At 74.3% G+C, this 18,081-nt stretch carries 16 protein-coding genes; 8 read left to right on the top strand and 8 right to left on the bottom strand.

Annotation, left to right across the window (positions count from 1 at the left end; genetic code table 11):
• Positions 1-332 precede the first annotated feature (332 nt).
• The gene (locus QT196_RS06555; RefSeq protein ID WP_266736519.1) at positions 333-2,612 is read left to right on the top strand and encodes a hypothetical protein; all 2,280 of its coding nucleotides are present in this window, start codon (positions 333-335) and stop codon (positions 2,610-2,612) included.
• On the opposite strand, the gene QT196_RS06550 is transcribed toward QT196_RS06555, so the two are convergent.
• From QT196_RS06550 to QT196_RS06525, 6 genes are all read right to left on the bottom strand, one after another.
• Complete coding sequence (locus QT196_RS06550) at positions 2,582-5,020, bottom strand: right-handed parallel beta-helix repeat-containing protein (protein WP_168478050.1); 2,439 nt, start codon at positions 5,018-5,020, stop codon at positions 2,582-2,584. The two genes, QT196_RS06555 and QT196_RS06550, sit on opposite strands and share 31 nt — an antisense overlap.
• Positions 5,021-5,187: 167 nt before the next feature.
• Positions 5,188-5,790 (bottom strand): hypothetical protein, encoded by a 603-nt coding sequence (locus QT196_RS06545; protein ID WP_248001051.1) that lies wholly within the window; start codon positions 5,788-5,790, stop codon positions 5,188-5,190.
• A 166-nt stretch (positions 5,791-5,956) separates the two neighbouring features.
• Positions 5,957-6,400 carry an ATP-binding protein gene (locus QT196_RS06540; RefSeq protein ID WP_248001050.1) on the bottom strand — a complete coding sequence of 148 codons (444 nt, stop codon included), beginning with the start codon at positions 6,398-6,400 and terminating at the stop codon, positions 5,957-5,959.
• A complete protein-coding gene (locus tag QT196_RS06535; RefSeq protein WP_290354536.1) occupies positions 6,394-7,284 on the bottom strand; it encodes an MEDS domain-containing protein in 891 nt (296 codons plus the stop codon). The genes QT196_RS06540 and QT196_RS06535 overlap by 7 nt, the downstream gene beginning before the upstream one ends.
• Positions 7,285-7,419: 135 nt before the next feature.
• Positions 7,420-8,244, bottom strand: coding sequence for an MOSC N-terminal beta barrel domain-containing protein (locus QT196_RS06530; RefSeq protein WP_168478047.1), 825 nt, complete (start codon positions 8,242-8,244; stop codon positions 7,420-7,422).
• A 47-nt stretch (positions 8,245-8,291) separates the two neighbouring features.
• Positions 8,292-8,747 carry a DUF6643 family protein gene (locus tag QT196_RS06525; protein ID WP_168478046.1) on the bottom strand — a complete coding sequence of 152 codons (456 nt, stop codon included), beginning with the start codon at positions 8,745-8,747 and terminating at the stop codon, positions 8,292-8,294.
• Between the two features lie 246 nt (positions 8,748-8,993).
• On the opposite strand from QT196_RS06525, the gene QT196_RS06520 reads away from it, so the two are divergent.
• Complete coding sequence (locus tag QT196_RS06520; protein ID WP_266736341.1) at positions 8,994-10,388, top strand: TerD family protein; 1,395 nt, start codon at positions 8,994-8,996, stop codon at positions 10,386-10,388.
• Positions 10,389-10,409: 21 nt separating this feature from the next.
• Here QT196_RS06520 and QT196_RS06515 read toward each other — a convergent pair whose 3' ends face one another.
• The gene (locus tag QT196_RS06515; protein WP_168483604.1) at positions 10,410-11,558 is read right to left on the bottom strand and encodes a glycosyltransferase; all 1,149 of its coding nucleotides are present in this window, start codon (positions 11,556-11,558) and stop codon (positions 10,410-10,412) included.
• A gap of 215 nt (positions 11,559-11,773) precedes the next feature.
• On the opposite strand from QT196_RS06515, the gene QT196_RS06510 reads away from it, so the two are divergent.
• The 3 genes from QT196_RS06510 (at position 11,774) to QT196_RS06500 (ending at position 13,939) form a co-directional block, all read left to right on the top strand.
• Entirely contained in the window at positions 11,774-12,622 is an 849-nt protein-coding gene (locus tag QT196_RS06510; protein WP_290354535.1) for an aspartate/glutamate racemase family protein, read from the top strand.
• 119 nt (positions 12,623-12,741) lie between these two features.
• The gene (locus QT196_RS06505; protein ID WP_290354534.1) at positions 12,742-13,359 is read left to right on the top strand and encodes a hypothetical protein; all 618 of its coding nucleotides are present in this window, start codon (positions 12,742-12,744) and stop codon (positions 13,357-13,359) included.
• Positions 13,360-13,435: 76 nt separating this feature from the next.
• Complete coding sequence (locus tag QT196_RS06500) at positions 13,436-13,939, top strand: NUDIX domain-containing protein (RefSeq protein ID WP_168478044.1); 504 nt, start codon at positions 13,436-13,438, stop codon at positions 13,937-13,939.
• 92 nt (positions 13,940-14,031) lie between these two features.
• On the opposite strand, the gene QT196_RS06495 is transcribed toward QT196_RS06500, so the two are convergent.
• On the bottom strand, positions 14,032-14,574 hold the full coding sequence (locus QT196_RS06495) for a hypothetical protein (protein ID WP_168478043.1): 543 nt from the start codon (positions 14,572-14,574) through the stop codon (positions 14,032-14,034).
• 287 nt (positions 14,575-14,861) lie between these two features.
• Between QT196_RS06495 and QT196_RS06490 the strand changes: the two genes are divergently transcribed.
• The 3 genes from QT196_RS06490 (at position 14,862) to QT196_RS06480 (ending at position 18,053) form a co-directional block, all read left to right on the top strand.
• Positions 14,862-15,656, top strand: a complete 795-nt coding sequence (locus QT196_RS06490) for a 3-hydroxybutyrate dehydrogenase (protein ID WP_168478042.1) — start codon at positions 14,862-14,864, stop codon at positions 15,654-15,656.
• Positions 15,657-15,726: 70 nt separating this feature from the next.
• Entirely contained in the window at positions 15,727-17,733 is a 2,007-nt protein-coding gene (locus QT196_RS06485) for a helix-turn-helix domain-containing protein (RefSeq protein WP_266736350.1), read from the top strand.
• 125 nt (positions 17,734-17,858) lie between these two features.
• A complete protein-coding gene (locus QT196_RS06480; RefSeq protein WP_168478041.1) occupies positions 17,859-18,053 on the top strand; it encodes a CsbD family protein in 195 nt (64 codons plus the stop codon).
• Positions 18,054-18,081 lie beyond the last annotated feature (28 nt).

Raw genomic sequence — 18,081 nt, 5'->3', positions numbered from 1 at the left:
CTCTCCCCCTTCGGGGGAGGGGGCGGGGGGTGGGTTCGGGGGTGGGGGGACGCGCGAGCGCGAAGCCGCAAAGCCACGCCCCAATCCGTCCCCCGCCAGAACACCACCCTCCGTGGTGCTGGATGTCCCCGGAGGGGGAAGGGACAATCCTGGGGGCGTCGCACCGCACGGCGCCGCATTGACTACGGGGGAATTCAGTGGAGACCGCGGATCCGACACCGCACGCCCGCTCAACGGACCGTGACACCGCAGCAGATGGGCCACCGCGCACCGCACCGCAGCTCTCCCTGGAGCTGCTGGTGCACGGCGTCGGCGGCACCACCGCCCAGGAGATGCTCGGTGACCCACGCGTCCAGCTGATCACCGGCGACGACACCGCCGCCTGCTACCGCCGCACCGACGACGCGGACGCCGAGCAACGGCCCGACGACTACCGGGGCGAGCCGGTCCGTGAGGCGTACTGCTGGTCCAACCTCACCTCGGGCAACGGCGCCCGCGCCCTGTGGCTGATCCTGGTGCCCTTCATGGTCGCCAACCTCGCCCACTGGATGCGCCCGGCCGCGCCGTCCGAGCACCCGGCCCAGCGGATCTACGACCTGCTCGTCCGGATCCTCGCCCTCACCCTGACGGTCCTGCTCGCCGCCGCGGCCTGTGAGGTGGCGCTCGACCTCACCGCCTGGCAGTGCGCCGGCACCACCGTCTGCGCCGCCGGCAAATCCTGGATGGGCTTCCTCAGCCCCGACAACTCCGGCTGGTGGAGCGCCCCGGGCCGCCGTCTCGCGCTCGCGTCCATGGTGCCGCTGCTCGTCATCGGCTTCCTGTGGGGGCTCTCCCGCCGCACCTGGAGCGCCTACGAATCCGCCTCACCGCCGCCGCGGCTGCCCGGCACCTCCCGTGACACCCCGGTCGCCGAACGCACCGCGCTCAGCCGTGAGGGCTTCTGGTACGGCCGCCGGCTGGTCGCCAGGCTGCGCGCCGCGCACACCACGGCCGGTGTGCTGACCGTCGCCGCGGTGCTGCTCGCCGCCGCCGCGAAGGCCGACGGGGACGGCGGCCACCCCGTCCTCGCGGTCACCGGCCGGGCGCTGACCGCCCTGGTCATCGTGCTTGCCGCCACCACCCTCATCGTGGTCTGGCGCACCGCCCGCAGCGAGGACGCACCGGACGTCTCCTCGGACCACCTGGTCGTACGGGCGCTGCCGTTCGCCTCCCTGGCGGTGCTGACGCTGACCCTGGTGCACACCGGCTGGGCCCGCCCCGGCGCGCGCAGCCACGGCCCGCTGCCCGGCGCCGACGCCTTCGGCGGGATCGCCGTCTTCCAGGGTGTGCTGGTCCTGGCGCTGGCGGTGACCGCATGGGTACTCCAGCGCGCCGCTCGCGACGACGCCCGCACGGCGCTGCGCGGCATGGGCGGGCCCGCCGTCGCGCTGCTGGCGTGTGCGGTCGGCGGGGTGCTGTCCGGGGGCGTCGCCCAGCGCTTCGCGGACTGGCTGGACGGCGGCGCTACCCCCGGCCAGGCGCACGCGCCCATCCCCGGGCCGCCGGTGCTGCTGTCCTGGCAGGCCTCGGTCATTCCCGCGCTGCTGGTCGTCGTCGCCGCGGTCGCGGTGCTCGCCGCCGTCCGCGTGGTGATCGTCCGCAACCGGGTGGCCAAGGACGTCCCCGGGCTCTACGACCCGCGCGAGCAGCCCGACGCGGGCCGTACCAAGCGCATCGCCGCGACCATCGCCGGTGCCGGACTGACCGACTCCGCGCCCGTCCTGATCGCGGCCACCTCCGCCGTCACCCTCGTCCTCGGGGCGGGTGCGGTGATCGGCGCGTGGCTCACCGGGCGGGCGCCCGGCCGGGCCACCGAAGGCGCAGCGCCCGTCGTGCACGCCGCCGCCGAGACCGCGGAGTCGCTGGGGTCCTGGCTGATGGGCGCCGGCGTCATACTGCTGATCACCATGGGGCGGCGTGCCTACCGTGACCACTCAGCCCGCCGCACCATCGGCATCCTGTGGGACGTCGGTACGTTCTGGCCCCGCGCCGCCCACCCCTTCGCGCCGCCCTGTTACGCCGAGCGCGCCGTCCCCGACCTCACCTGGCGGATGGCGACCTGGACCGAGCGGTTCGACGGCCGGCTGGTGCTCTCCGGGCACTCCCAGGGCAGTGTGCTGGCGGCCGCCGCGGTCTGGCAGCTGGACCTGGTCACCCGCAGCCGCGTGGCCCTGCTGACGTACGGCAGCCCGCTGGAGCGGCTCTACGGGCGCTGGTTCCCCGCCTTCTTCGGGCCGCCCGCGCTGACCGGACTGCACCGCGAGATGGACGACTGGCGCAATCTGTGGCGCTTCACCGACCCCATCGGCGGCCCGATCCGGCTCACCTGCGAGGGCGGCCGGCGGATCGACCAGGGGCCGCTGCGCGACCCGCTCTCGTTCGGCCGCACGCTGCAGAACCCGCTGCCCGCCCAGATCCTGGGCCATGGCGACTACCAGGCCGACCCGGTCTTCGGGACGGTCCGCGCCGAACTCATCGCCCGGCTCAGCCCGGACCTGCCGGGCCAGCGGCCCGCTGACGAGAGCCCCAAGGGCCGTCAGGATCAGGGGAGTTCGGGCAGGTCGTCCGGGTAGAGGAGGGTCAGGTCGTCGGTGCTCGGGTCGGTCAGCTGCGCCACCCGGCCCGCGTGCCGCTCGACCATCGCCTCGAACGTCTGCCGTGCGGTACGGCCGTTGCCGAAGGAGGGGCCCTTGGGGAGCGCGGTGAAGTACTTCAGCAGCGCCTCGCCGGCCCCCTCGGCGAGGCGGTACTCATGCTCCTCGCCCTGCTGCTCGACGATCCGCAGCAGCTCCTCGGGCGCGTAGTCGCCGAAGGTGATGGTCCGTGAGAAACGGGACGCCACACCGGGGTTGACCGCCAGGAAGCGCTCCATCTCGGCGGTGTAGCCCGCCACGATCACCACCACCGCCTCCCGGTGGTCCTCCATCAGTTTCACGAGGGTGTCGATGGCCTCCTTGCCGAAGTCCCGTCCGGAGTCCTCGGGGGAGAGGGCGTACGCCTCGTCGATGAACAGCACCCCGCCGCGCGCCCGGTCGAACGCCTCCTGGGTACGGATCGCCGTCGAGCCGATGTGCTCGCCCACCAGGTCCACCCGGGACACCTCGACCAGATGCCCGCGCTCCAGCACCGCCAGGGACGCCAGGATTTCGCCGTACAGCCGGGCCACGGTCGTCTTGCCCGTACCGGGGGAGCCGGTGAAGACCAGATGGCGGCGCACCGACGCGGCCTTCAGCCCGGCCTCCTGCCGCCGGCGCCCCACCTCGATCATGTTGATCAGGCTGCGCACCTCGCGCTTGACGCTCTCCAGCCCCACGAGGGTGTCCAGCTCGCCCAGCACCTCGTCGGAGGGCCGGCTGCTGACGGCCGGTTCCGGGGCCGCCGGCGCGGGCGCGGCCGGCGGCGGGCCCTGCGCCGGGACGTTGCCCAGCAGCCCGGCCGTCTGGGTCAGCTGTTGCACCGCGGGTGCCGTCGCCCCGGCGGCCGGTGCCGGTACGGCACGGCTCTCGTCGCTGGTGCAGTCCTGGACCGTCGGCCCGTCGCCCTGCCCGGCCCCGCCCTCGGCGAACTCGTAGCCGCCGCGGGCACACCGCTCCGTACGGCAGCGGGTCAGTGTCGTACGGCAGCCGTCGATCACATGGAAGCCGAAGCCGGAACTCCCGGTGACCCGGCAGCCCTGGAAGGTGCCGCGGCCCTCCGCGGAGACATAGAACCCGGCCTCGGCCGGTGAACTGACCGTGCAGCCCTCGATGGTGGGGTCCGCGCCCTTGGTGACGATCACGCCGGTCTGCGCACCGTCGATGGTGCAGTTGGCGAGGGTGCCGCCGCTGCCGTGGTCACGGAACCAGGCGCCCGTCGCGGCCTCCCGGATCCGGCAGTCGTCCAGCTGCACGGTCGCCCCGTCGCTCACCGACACCGCGGTGTTGCGGACCTGTGCGATATCGCAGTCGACGACATCGGCGCGGGAACCCCGGTCCAGGACGAACAGCGCGTCCGGGACGTCGTGCACCCGGGTCGAGTCCAGTACGGCGGTGGCGCCGTCGCTCACCCACACCGCCGGGTAGTCGCCCGTACTGTCGTGGATCTCGCACTGGTTGGCGTCCACCCGGGTGCCCGGGTCCCAGACGGACAGCCCGTTGCGTCCGAAGTGCCGCACCGTGCTGCGGGTCAGCGTCAGCACCGAACGGGACCGCAGATCGACGGCGTTCTCCGGGATGTCGTGGATATCGCAGTCGGCGAGGGTCAGCACCGCGTCGGTGTCCAGGGTGACGCCGTCGGCGGAGGTGCGGTGGACCGTGCAGTCGGTGAAGTGCCCGGTGGCCCGCGATGCGACCTGGATGCCCGCGCCCTTGATCTCGTACAGCTCGCAGCCCACCGCCTCGACCGCGCTGCCCTCGCCGTGCAGCGACAGCCCGGCGCCCGAGGCGTGGTGGATCCGGCAGTTCTCCAGCCGGGGGTGGGCCCCGCCGCGCACCGACACCCCGGCCTGCCCGGCGGCCATCACCTCGCACTCCTCGAAGACGCCGCCGGCGCCGTCCAGGACGCTGATGCCCACGCCGCCCGCGTTGTCGACCGTGCAGCGGCGGACCGTGGGGCGGGCGCCGCCGCGGACCTCGATGCCGGACGCGGACCGGGTCACCACCCGCAGCCCGGCCAGCTCCGGGGCGCCGTCCTCCACCAGCAGCGCGGGCGCGGCCGAATCGGTCGCCTCCAGATGCAGATCGTGGACGGTGGCCGAGGCGCGTACGGTCAGCGCCACCCCGTCGGACGGGGCGATCCGCACCGAACCGCGCGCGCCGTCCGGGCCGCGCAGCGTCACCGCGCGCGCCAGCACCAGATTCTCGCGGTAGGTACCGGCCGGGACGGTCAGCACATCACCGTCCCCGGCGGCCTCCAGGGCGGCGGCGAGCGAGCTGTACTCCCCTGTACGGCGTCGCCAACGGGACGTTCCGGAGTGCGTCACCTGGACCGAGCCCTGTGCCATGGCGCTGTCGTGCCCCCACTTCGTGTGGCTGTTGTCGGCCCGGCACCATCCGTCCGCGGATGTCCGTATTCCGGTCTGCGAGGCCCCAGCCGAGAGGCTGGCGCCACCACCGTAGCGCGCCCGGCGGGCGGCAGTTGACACGGTCAGCCGCCTCGAAAGGCAGCCGCTCAGCTGCCCGCGTCGGCCCGGCCCCAGTCCTGGCCGGCCCGCTTCCACTCCTGGTCCCAGCGGCGGAAACGACGCACCATCAGCTGCCAGACGACCATCCGCCGGGCACCCTCGATCATCATGCCGACCCCGGCCGTGGTGCCCAGCCCGGCCAGCACGGCATGGGTGGCCGCCGTGCTCGTGTCCATCGGCCGCGGCACCACCCGGCCCCGGTCGTCCGTCCAGATCCGGAACCGCTCACCGGTCTCCACCGGCCGGGGCGCGGCGAGCTGCCCGATATGCGCGCTGCCGTCCCGGGCGATCCAACGGGCGAGGACCCGGCGGTGCGCATCGCGCTGCGAGGAGGTCTCCGGATCGGGGTCGAGCGGGGCCCGGGAGAGCAGCCGTTCGACCGTGACCCACGCCAGATGCCGCTGCTGGTGCTGTAGCCGTACGGTCTCCAGCAGTGCGCCCTGCGCGGCCCGCCCGGTGAGCCAGCCCGCGGAGGTCGCGCCCAGGGCGATCAGGAGGGCCGCGACGAGCGCCACCCAGGCCTCGATCCGATCCGTCCGGCGCCGCAGCGGATTGCGCCGCCAGCGCCATACGCCTCTCATCGCTCGCATCGTTGCCCCCTCTCCGTGTCCGTGAATACCGCATCAGGGGTGGTCCAGGCGAGAGTTCTGCGAAGAGAGAGCAACATCACCGCGTACAAAAGGCAACATCCGGACGTACGGAACGGGGCCCCGGCCGCCCTCGCCCCGGGCCCGCCGGGCCCGGGCTCCTGCCTGGTCAGCGCAGTCGTACGGCTACCGTCACCACGGCGCCCGGCAGGCCCGTCCCCGGTGCCCCGCCCGTCACCGCGAACCGGTCCGCCACCAGGCGCGCCAGCCACAGCCCGCGCCCCTTGGGCGCGCCGTCCAGGCCGGGCAGCAGCTCGGGGATCACCTCCTCGCTGAACCCGGGCCCGGCATCACTGATCCGGCACTCCAGCTCCTCGCCCACCCGCCGCAGCACCAGCCGCCCCGAGCCGCCCGCATGCTCCACGGCGTTGCCCGCGATCTCGTCCACCGCCAGCACGAACTCGCCGCGCCGGGGCTCACCCAGGCCCTCCCGGGCCGCGCACTCCTCGACCAGCAGCCGCAGTTGCGGCAGCAGCCGGGCGGTGAAACGCCGCTCCAGCAGCCGGTGGCCGGACTCCTCCGCCGGCACCTCGGCCGGACCGGAGCTCACCACGCGCGCACCACCTCCGTCAGGACCAGCCGTGACACCGTCCCGGCGCCCAGCCGGCGCAGCAACCGGCCCTGCCCGCGGTCGCAGCGCACCTCGATCCGTTCATGGCCTGCGGCGTCCCGGGCCCGTATGAGCAGGCGGACCGCGCAGCCCACGGACAGGAAGTGCAGCCGGGTCAGATCGACGGTGAGCCGCCCGGCCGCCGCGGTCTGTGCCAGCGCGAGCTCCAGCGCTCTGCCGACCGCGGTCCGGTGTGCCGCGTCCGCCTCGCCGATGAGGCACAGCACGCGGTCCGGGCCGCGCGTCGACCGCAGACCGCCCAGCCGCTCCAGAAGCGTGCAGGGATGGGCCCGTTGCATGGCGGTGAGCATGGTGCGGTCGAAACAGCGGCGGTCGTAGGCGCAGATCTCGGTGTACGGGCGGCCGCTGAAGAGCGCCTGGGCGCCGGTCTCCCGGGCCGCCATCACCGCCACGTCCGCGCCGAGCGCGCGCACCCAGCCCATGTCGATGAAGGCCCGCAGACCCGTGTGGCCCTCCGCCGTCGCCCGGTCCGTCTGCGCGCGTAGCCGGCTCACCTGGCGTGCGGCGGTGAACTCCCGGTCCGGCGCGATCACCTCGCGCATGCTGCTCACCACCAACTGGACGCGGCCGCGCGCCCGGACCGTGCTGCGGCTGGGGAAGTCGATCCTGGCCAGTACCTCGTCCTCCGGCACCCCGGGGGAGGGCGGCACCAGCACCTTCTCGCCGCGCGCCAGCCCGAGCCGTACGAACGCCGTGACGACGTCCCAGCGCACCTCGTCATCGCCGTAACTCACAAAGGCGTGGTCCCCGGGGCGCAGATGCTGGACGGGACGCAGACGGTCGCATGCGGTGTCCCTCGCAGCCATCGGCCCACAGCTCTCCGTCGTCCGCCGGTCCCTCCGTCGGCGCCGCCGGGCGCACACCGCGGACAGGTGGTCACCGGGCCGCGGCGGCCCACCGCCGGTCGGGAAACCCCACGGTGCGGGGCGCGCGCCGGCCCGTCAGCCGAGTATCTCGAACGGGTCGCCGATGTGGATCGTGCCGACCCCACGAGGTATCAGATTCTGGCCGAAGACCAACCGGTCACCGAAGCGGCGATGGTGGGCGAGCGTCCGCAGCGGTTCCTTGCCGCGCTCGGCGGTGCGCTGGTCGGTTGTCGTGACCACGCAGCGTGCGCTGGGCTTGGCCACCTCGAACTCCACCTCGCCGATACGGATCCGGCGCCAGTCGTCCTCCGCCCAGGGCGCGGTGCCGTCCACGACCACATTGGGCCGGAAACGGTTCATGGGCAGCGGCCCCTCGTCGGCGTGGTCGCCCTGCGCGATGAGCGAGTTGAGGGCGTCCAGCGACGAGGTGGTGGTCAGCAGCAGCGGGAAGCCGTCGGCGAAGCTGACCGTGTCGCCGGGCGCGGAGTACGCCGGGTCGATGGGCCGGCGCTTCTCCGGGGCGTCGAGATACACCAGCCGGCACTCGACGCCCAGATACCCGCGGAACCACCCGTCCGCCTCCGGGCCCGCGGGCACCGCCTCGACCTCGTCCTTCCAGACCTCGACCGGGACCGTCTTCCCGGACCCGGGCACCGCGACCGTCAGCGGCTCCCTCCCGGGCGCGGTGAGCCCGAGGGCACCGCCCGGCTGCCACTCGGCGCGCGCCAACGCCAGCGTCGGCTGCTGTCGTTGGGTGAGCTGCCTGCCCTCGGCGTCCACCAGCAGCCAGCGTCGGTCCCCGGCGAGCCCCCAGGGCTCCACGACCGCCTCGCCGGGACCGGACCCCGCAATGGATTTGACCGGGTAGAGATGGATCGACTGGAGCGCAGGCTTCGGCATGTCTGCCATCCTGCCAGCCGCCTCGGACAGTTGACCGATGGCCCAGGTCAGTACCCGCGCGGGTACTGGCGGCCGTACGGGTCGTCGTAGGGCGAGGCGGGACGCGGCGCGACCGGGGCGGCCGGGCGCATCGCCTCATACCCCGTACCCATGGGCGGGCGCTGGGGCTGCTGCTGGGGCGGGGACTGATAGCCGCGGGAGCCCGCCTGCTGCGGGATGTACGGCGCGGGCGCCTGCTGGAGCGGGGCGACCGGCTGGGCGGCCGCTCCCGGGTAACCCTGCTGCGCGGGCGAGGGGTAGGAGGGCGCGGCCGGGAGGGCCGGCAGTGCCGAGGGCAGCGCCGGCAAATAGGACGAACCCGTCTCGTAAGGGGAGGGGTTCACCCGGATCGGGGCGATCTGCGGCGTACCGCGCTCTGCGACGAGGCTGTCGTAGATCGGAGTGTCCGGGAAGGAAGGCGAAGCGTAGTAGCCGCCGCCGTAGGTAGAGCGGGGGGAGGTCATGCCTCTTAAGTTAAGCCCACGATGTGCCGATTGGGGAGTCTGGAAAGAGGGTTGTTTTACGTGTTCGGAGTGGCCATGGAGCGCCAATGTGAGCGAACTTGTGGAAATCGGTCGTGATCGCCCGTAGGGATCGTGTAAAGACCTCGCTTCTCGCAGGTGAACAAGGGGCGTTCGGAGTGGCGGGGGACAAGTAGGTTGGGTGTGCCACCACCGACGGGGCAGGGCGGACGAGAGGAAGGCGCGGCGATGTCGATGCTCAAGGGCAGCAATGTTCCGGTTCCGGTCCCGGCGGTCCGGGTCGAACTGGGCTGGCAGACGGCCCCGGGGACACCGGACGTGGACGCCTCGGCCCTGCTGCTGGTGTCCGGAAAGGTCCGCGACGACGGCGACTTCGTCTTCTACAACCAGGCCGCGCACGCCTCCGGGGCCGTACGCCACGAAGGCAAGCACCCGGCCGGCGGCGCGATGACGGACTGCCTCGCGGTCGATCTGGCCGCCGTCGAACCCGCCGTCGACACGGTGGTGCTCGCCGCCTCCGCCGACGGCGGCAGCTTCGGCAGCGTCCCGGGGCTGCACATCCGGGTGCTGGACGCCGCGGGCGGCGCCGAACTCGCCCGCTTCGACAGCCAGGACGCCGGCACCGAGACCGCTTTCGTCCTCGGCGAGCTCTACCGGCGCCAGGGCGGCTGGAAGTTCCGCGCGGTGGGGCAGGGGTACGCCACCGGGCTGGCCGGTCTGGCCACCGACTTCGGCATCAGCGTCGAGGAACCGGCGGCGCCCCGGGCCCCGGCACCCGCCGCGTCCGCCCCCGTCGCGCCCGCTCCGCCGCCCGCCGCGCCCCCGGCCATGGCGCCCGCGCCGCCGATGGCGCCGCCGCCCCCGGCTCCCGCGCCCCAGTGGCCGACGAGGCAGCCCGCGGCGTCCGTGCCGCCCCCGCCGGGGCAGCCCGCGCCCGCCCCCGCGCCCCCGCCCGTGCGTCTGACCAAGGTCACCCTCACGAAGGACGCCCCGGCCGTCTCCCTGAGGAAGCAGGGCGGCACCTCGGGCGCGATGCGGGTGAACCTCAACTGGAACGCCGGTTCGGCGGGCAAGCGGCTGGGCAAGAAGCTCGGCCGCAAGGCGATGGAGGCCATGGGCGCCCGCGGCGCGCTGCTGCCCTCCGGGGAACTCGACCTCGACCTGTGCGCGCTCTACCAACTCACCGACGGCGCCGCGGGCGTGGTCCATCCGCTGGGCAACAACTTCGGCGCCCTGCACGCCCCGCCGTACATCCAGCTCGACGGCGACGACCGCACCGGCGGGGTCGCGGCCGGCGAGAACATGACCATCAACCTCGACCACCAGGACCGCATCAAGCGCATCCTGATCTTCGTCACCGTCTACGCCGGCGCCCGCAGCTTCGAGGGGCTGAGTGCGACCGTCACCCTCCAGCCCCAGCACGGTGCCCCGGTCGACTTCACCCTGGACGCCTGCACGGTGCCCTCCAAGGTCTGCGCGCTGGCGCTGATCACCAACACCGGCAGCGAACTCGTCGTCCAGCGCGAGGCCCGCTACCTCGTCCCCGAGCCCGGAGTCAGCCCGCAGCGCACCGTCGATTACGCCTACGGCTGGGGCCTGGACTGGTCACCGGCCCGTAAGTGACGGCGGCACCGGGGGCGCCGTTCAGGGCGCCGGATACGTCCGGCCCTTCCAGGCCGCGCCGCGCCCCCGGTAGTGCTGCACCGCCGAGTCGACCGTCATCAGCAGATAGAGCAGTGCGGTGAAGGGCAGCAGCGGCGCCGCCCACAGCGGCTGTCCGTAGTAGCGCAGCATCGGCAGATAGGTCCCGCTCATCACCGCCCAGGCCGCCCCGCCCAGCGCCGCGAGCACCGGCCCGCCGCCGGCCAGTCCGGCCACCAGCGCGACGGGCGGCACCAGATAGACCAGCGCCAGACCGAGGACCGTGCCGAGCAGCAGCAGGGGCCGGTGCCGCAGTTGGGCGTACGCGCTGCGCGAGACCATCCGCCACAGCGCGCCCGGCCGCGGATACGGCCGCACGCTGTCCACCCGGTCCGCCAGCCCCAGCCAGATCCGCCCGCCGCCGCGCCGGACCGCCCGCGCCAGCGTCACATCGTCGATCACCGCATGCCGGATCGCCTCCGGGATGCCCGCCCGCTCCGCGGCCTCCCGCCGCAGCAGCACACAGCCCCCGGCCGCGGCCGCGGTCCGCGCCCCGGGCCGGTTGACCCAGCGGAAGGGGTAGAGCTGCCCGAAGAAGTAGACGAACGCGGGCACGATCAGCCGCTCCCAGAACGTCACCACCCGCAGCCGCGCCATCTGGGAGACCAAATCCAGCTCCGCCGACCGGGCCGCCGCCACCAACTCCCGCAGACTGTCCGGCTCGTGCGCGATATCCGCGTCCGTCAGCAGCAGGTACTCCGGTGCGACGCGCTCGCGCGCCAGCGCCATCCCGTGCCGTACGGCCCACAGCTTCCCCGTCCACCCCGGCTCGGGCTCGCCGGGCGCGGACACCGTCAGCGGCAGCCCGCCCCGCGCGGCCGCCAGGCGCCGGGCCAGCGCACCGGTCCCGTCCGTACTGCCGTCGTCGATCAGGAACACCTCCGCCCGGCCCGGGTACTTCTGCCCGAGCAGCGACGGCAGGCTGTCCGGCAGCACCGCGGCCTCGTCCCGCGCCGGGACCACCACACCGACCGACGGCCAGCGCTCCGGATCCCGGCGGGCCGGCAGCCGTACGTCCGTCCGCCAGAAGAAGCCCTGCCCCAGCAGCAGCCACACCCAGGCCAGCAGGGACCCGGCACCGATCCACTCCATCGCTTCCACGGCCGCAGTCTGCCGCACCGAACCGGGCACGTCCGGGCGCGCGACACGGTGTCGGCACGGGAGTCAGGGGAGTCAGGGGAGGACCGGGAGACAGGGGTGAAGGGGAGGGGAGGCGCCGGGAAGAGAGCGGGCCGGCGGTCACCGGGGGCGCCCGGCCGGGCCGCCCGGTATGACAAGCCGGACAGGCGGCTGAGTAAAGTGTCCGGGTGAAGATCGCGCTGATGGACTCCGGGACCGGGCTTCTCGCGGCGGCCGCCGCCATGCGGCGACTGCGGCCGGACGCCGATCTGGTCCTCTCCTCCGACCCCGACGGGATGCCCTGGGGCCCCCGCACCCCCGACGATGTCACCGCCCATGCGCTGGCCGTGGCCCGCGCGGCGGCCGCGCACCGCCCCGACGCCCTGATCGTCGCCTGCAACACCGCGTCCGTGCACGCGCTGCCCGCGCTCCGCGCCGAACTGGAACCGCAGATCCCGGTCATCGGCACCGTCCCGGCGATCAAGCCCGCCGCGGCCGGCGACGGCCCCGTCGCCATCTGGGCGACCCCCGCCACCACCGGCAGCCCCTACCAGCGGAATCTGATCGACCAGTTCGGGCGCGGGCTGGAGATCACCGGTGTGCCGTGCCAGGGGCTCGCCCACGCGGTCCAGGTCGCCGACGAGGCCGCGATCGACGACGCCATCGCGGCCGCCGCCCATCTCACCCCAAGGGACGCACGGACCGTCGTCCTGGGCTGCACCCACTACGAGCTGGTGGCCGAACGCATCCGGGCCGCCCTCCAGCAGCCCGGCGCCCCCGTGCTCGTCCTGCACGGCTCCGCCGAGGCGGTCGCCGCCCAGGCGCTGCGCCGTATCGGTGCCGAACCGGCCCCGGCGGCCGCCCCGACCGGCGCCCTCAGCGTGATCCTCAGCGGCCGCCCCGCAGGACTGCCAGCCGTGGCGCTCGCCTACGCCGAGGGCCGGCTGCTCGCCCGGAGCCGTACGGACCTGGCGCCGGGAGCTGTGCTGCCGGCCGCCCCCGCACCCGACGGAGCAGCCGCGGCGGCCCGCCGCTGACGCCCCCCGATGGCGTCCCCCAAGGCGTCACCCATGACGTCTCCGGTCTCGCAACCCGGGCCGGAATGGGGCCGTCCGACACAGTGCCACGGGGTGCGAAGACGCGTACGCTGCGTTTCATGAGGGACCACCCCCACGAGGGGGCAGCAGCCCCCGGTAACCACGGCGGTACCGACAGCGACGACAGTGGAGCGCGCTCCGGCGGCGGCTCCCATGCCGAGATCCCCGAGGTCTGGCACGGCAGCGCCACCAACCGCATCCAGTGGCTGCTGGCCGCGATCGGCGCGGCCTGCCTGGCACTGGGCATCCTGCTCGCCGTCGAGAGCAACTGGACCTCGGGGCGCGCACCCCTGGTGATGTCGGTGGTGGGCTGTGTCGCGGCCGGTCTGCTGGTGCTCTTCGGCACGCTCGCCTTCGTCCATGTCGCGGTACGTGTCGACAAGGAAGCCCTGGAAGTACGGTGCGGCCATATAGGGGTGCCCCGCCGACGCATTCCGCTGGACACCGTCGTCGGCGCCGATTTCACCCCCCAGGTCACACCCCGCCACTGGGGCGGCTGGGGCTACCGCTGGCGCCCCGAGCAGGGCACGGCCGTGGTCGTCCGCCGGGGCGAGGGCGTGATCCTCCAGCTGGGCGACGGCATGACCTTCACCGTCACCGTCGATGACGCCGAGGGCGCCGTCCGGGCGATCCGGGGCCGGCTCCGGCCGCGCGAGGGGACCCCGGCGGGCACCTGAGCGCCGCGCCCGCGGGTGCACCCGGCTGTGCCCGCCGGGCCGGGGCGGACCGGGGACGTCCCGTAGGGTCGGACCCATGGCAACCCCCGACTTCATCCGTGACCTCCGGAACTCCATCGGCCGGCAGCTGCTCTGGCTGCCCGGGGTGAGCGCGGTCGTCTTCGATGACCAGGGCCGGGTCCTGCTGGGCAAGCGGGTCGACACCGGCGGCTGGTCGGTGATCGGGGGCATCCCCGAGCCCGGCGAGCAGCCCGCCGAGACCGCGGTGCGGGAGGTCTACGAGGAGACCGCCGTACGGGTCGTCCCCGAGGGCATCGTGCTCGTCGAGACCATGCCGCCCACCCGCTACCCCAATGGCGACGTCTGCCAGTTCATGGACGTGACGCTGCGCTGCCGGGCGGTCGGCGGTACGGCGCGGGTCAATGACGACGAGTCGCTGGAGGTGGGCTGGTTCGCCGTGGACGCCCTGCCGGAGCTGGAGGAGTACGCGCTGACCCGGATCAAGCGGGCGCTGGAGGCAGGGCCGACGTGGTTTCAGGGGATGGGCGAGGAGCCGCCGGCCGGTCAGCCGGACGCCTGAGCCCCCGGCGGCCGCCTCCGGGGGGTCAGGCCGCCGGACCACAGGCGTAAGGCTCGGGCGGTGGGCGGTGGGCGGCGGTGCCGGGCGCCGGGCTACAGCTCCTCCGTCGACGGCTCGTCCATCGGGTCGGACTCGTCGGGAAGCGGCGGCAGCTCCGACTCGTCCGGGGCACCGGGCTCTTCGGTGCTCGCGCCGGGCGGCTCCTCCGTGTGCATCTCCCGTTTGGCCTTGCGGCAGGTGGTGATCCAGGTGCCGGTGGGGCCGCTCTCGTACTGGCAGACCCAGCCGCGTACGGAGAGCGTGGCCCGGTCGTCGCGGGCGTCCCGCGGTGCCCGCACAAAGAACTCGGACATCACCGCGCGGGCCTCCCCGCAGCCCACCGTGCCCCCGGCCCCGGGGTCGGCGAAGAGGGTGACGTCTCCTTCCGGGCCCAGTGCGTCGGGGAGTTCACCGCAGTTCACCGGTTGGCCGGGGACGGTCGGGGAAGCGGAGCCCGCCCCACCGCCCGGAGTACGGTCCGGCCCGGCGCCGGTGGGGGAGGCCGCGGCCGTTGTGTCCTGGCCGCCGTCCGCGTCCCCGCAGCCCGCGGCGGCCAGCGCGAACAGCACCGTCGGTACGGCGATGAGTCTCCGCATGTCGGCCTCCCTGGTGGCGGCGGTGCGCAGACGGCATGCCGCCCCACCGCACAGACCTTAGGAGCCCGCCGGGCGCCGGGCGATCCGGGACGGCCGTTCGGGTGACGCACACGCGGCGTCGCCTGGGCCGTGGCGGGCCTCGGTCCGGGGGAGTCGTCGGATGCCGGGTCACCGGCCCGCGATGATCCGCCGGTGGTGCCCGGCAGGTGCCGCCACCACACCGGAGCCCCCAAGTGTGGGGCCGGGCCACATCGGTGCGGGCCCCACACGCTGCCTAGGGTGCGGACATGACCGCGATCGGCACCCCAGGCCCGGTATCCCTCGATCTCGACGGCCGTACCGCTCTCGTCACAGGCGCGGCCGGTGGCATCGGACGCGCCTGCGCGCTGCGGCTGGCGGCGGCCGGTGCCACGGTGCGCGCGGTCGACCGGGACGCCGACGGCCTGGCCCGCCTCGTGACGGACCACCCGAACGGCGCCCGTGGCCGGATCGAACCGTGCGCCCTGGATCTCACCGATCTGGACGCCGCCGAGCGGATCGCGGACGGCGCCGATCTGCTCGTCAACAACGCGGGCCTCCAGCTCGTCCGGCCCATCGAGGAGTTCCCGCCGGAGGTCTTCCACGAGGTCCTGACCGTGATGCTGGAGGCGCCCTTCCGGCTGCTGCGGGGCGCACTGCCCCATATGTACGCGCGGGGCTGGGGCCGGGTCATCAACATCTCGTCCGTGCACGGGCTGCGGGCGTCCCCCTTCAAGTCGGCGTATGTCGCGGCGAAGCACGGTCTGGAAGGGCTGTCCAAGACGGCGGCCCTGGAGGGCGCCCCGCACGGCGTCACCAGCAACTGCGTCAATCCCGGCTATGTCCGCACCCCGCTGGTCGAACGGCAGCTCGCCGACCAGGCCGCCGCGCACGGCATCCCCGAGGAACGCGTACTGGCCGAGATCCTGCTCGCCGACTCCGCCCTCAAGCGGCTGATCGAACCGGCGGAGGTCGCCGAGGCCGTCGCCTATCTCTGCACCCCGCAGGCGTCCTTCGTGACCGGCACCTCGCTCGCCCTGGACGGGGGCTGGACTGCGCACTGAGCGGCCCCCGGTCCGTGTCCGGGCGGCGGAGGCCGGCGCACCGCGACGACCCGGAGGTATCCCTGTGACCATGCCCACCGAACAGCCGGCACCCGAGCCGGGCCCCGAGTCCGTGCACACCCCGCGGGCGGCGCCCGTTCCGTACGCACCGGAGGGCACCCCGCCGGGCGAAGACGGCCACGACCCGGCCGAGGCACCCTTCCTCGGTCTGCTGGCGGCCGGCGCCGCGGCCGAGGAGTACGAGCGTCCGGTGCTGCGGGCCCGTGCCGGGGGCGCGTCCGCCGGCCGCCTCGCCGCACTGGAGCGGGCCAAGCTGCACGCGCTGCGGGTGCGCGCCGAACTGGAGGACCGCCGGCGGCGCGAGGCCGAGCTGTCCGCGCTCTACGCCACCGCGCACGACCTGGCCGGGCTGCGGGACCTCGACGCGGTGCTGCGGGCGATCGTCCGCCGGGCCCGCTCCCTGCTGGGCACCGAGGCCGCCTACCTCACCCTCCACGACCCGTCCGCCGGTGACACCTATATGCGGGTCACCGACGGCTCGGTCTCGGCGCGGTTCCAGCAGCTGCGGCTCGGGATGGGCGAGGGGCTGGGCGGGCTGGTCGCGCAGACCGCCCGCCCGTATGTCACCGACAGCTACTTCCACGACGAGCGGTTCCGGCACACCCGCACCATCGACTCGGGCGTCCAGGACGAGGGGCTGGTGGCGATCCTCGGGGTGCCGTTGATGCTCGGCAGCGGCGTCATCGGGGTGCTGTTCGCCGCGGACCGGCGTGAGCGGATCTTCGAGCACGGCCAGATCGCCCTGCTCGCCGCCCACGCGGCCCATGCCGCCGTCGCCATCGACACCGCCAACCTCCTTGACGGGACCCGTAAGACACTCACCGAACTGGAGGCCGCGAACGAGATCATCCGCGACCGCAGCGCGGTCATCGAGCGCGCCTCGGACGTCCATGACCGGCTGACCGAACTGGTGCTGCGCGGCGGCGGGGTCCAGGACGTCGCCGGGGCGGTGGCGGAAGTGCTCGACGGCGAGGTCGAGTTCACCGAGCCCGGCGCGGCACCGGCCGAGGCCCTGGACCGCTCACGTGCCGACGGGCACGCCGTACGGGACGGCGCGGACTGGGTCGCGGCGGTGGGGGCGGGCGGCGAGGTCCTGGGCGCCCTCGTACTGCGCGGCCACCCGGCCCTCGACCCGGTCGACCAGCGGACCCTGGAACGGGCCGCCATGGTCACCTCCCTGCTGCTGCTCGCCCGGCGGACCGCCGGTGAGGCCGAACAGCGGGTGCGCGGCGAGCTGTTGGACGATCTGCTGAACGCCGCGGACCGCGACCCCCGGCTGCTCCGGGAACGCGCGGCCCGGGTCGGCGCCGACCTGGACGCGCCGCATGTCGTCCTGGCCGCCCGGACCGACGGGGACGACGACGCCCACTCCCACGGCGCCGACCGCCGCCGGCTCTGGTCGGCGGCCTCCCATCTCGCCGCCACCCGCCGGGGCCTGGCCGCCATACGGGACGGCGGCGCCGTCCTGCTGCTGCCGCTCGATCCCGGCGGCGACCCGGCGCACGCCGCCCGCGAGGCCGCAGCCCGGCTCGGTGCCGCGCTGCACCTGCCCGTCACGGTCGGCGCCTCGGCCCCGGTCCCGGCCCCCGCCGCCCGCCCCGCGGCGGTCGCGGACGCCTACGCGGAGGCCGGCCGCTGCCGGGAGGCGCTGCGGGTGCTGGGCCGGGCCGGCCAGGGCGCGGCCGCCGCCGACTTCGGCTTCCTCGGCCTGCTGCTCGCCGACACCCGCGATGTCCACGGCTTCGTCCACCGCACGCTGGGCGCGGTCACCGACTACGACGCCCGCCGCGGTACGGAACTGCTGCACACCCTCGGCGCCTACTTCGCCTGCGGAATGAGCCCGGCCCGCACCAGGGAGGCGCTGCACGTGCATGTCAACACCGTGGCGCAGCGCCTGGACCGGGTGAGCCGGCTGCTGGGACCCGACTGGCAGACCCCGGCGCGCGCCCTGGAGATCCAGCTGGCGCTGCGGCTGCACCAGCTCTCCTCCGCCGTGGTGGGCGATACCGGCGCGTAGCAGGGAGCGAGGATGCGCGGCGTGCCCACAGGTGGTCCCTACCGATGGCCGCCTCCGGGTGCGCGCCGTCGCGACCTGCGGCAGCGTGGTGCCGAAGCTTTCCCCCCACTACAGAGGAGTGCGACATGGGTGACAAGGGCGGCATGGACAAGATGAAGGGCAAGGCCAAGCAGAAGGCCGGCAAGATCATGGGCGACGAGCGGCTGAAGGGCGAGGGCCGCGCGGACGAGGCCAAGGGCAGGGCCAAGGAAGCGATGAGCGACGCCAAGGAGAACGCCCGCGGGATGAAGGACTCCATGAAGGGCAAGAGCCACTCCTGACGCCCGGCGGGGGCGTGGCGGGCCTGCT

Origin of the sequence: Streptomyces sp. P9-2B-2, from assembly GCF_030406865.1 — a bacterium.
Taxonomy (GTDB): Bacteria; Actinomycetota; Actinomycetes; order Streptomycetales; family Streptomycetaceae; genus Streptomyces; species Streptomyces platensis.
The sequence above is the reverse complement of the archived record's forward strand: the minus strand, read 5'-3'. Positions and strand labels throughout refer to the sequence as shown.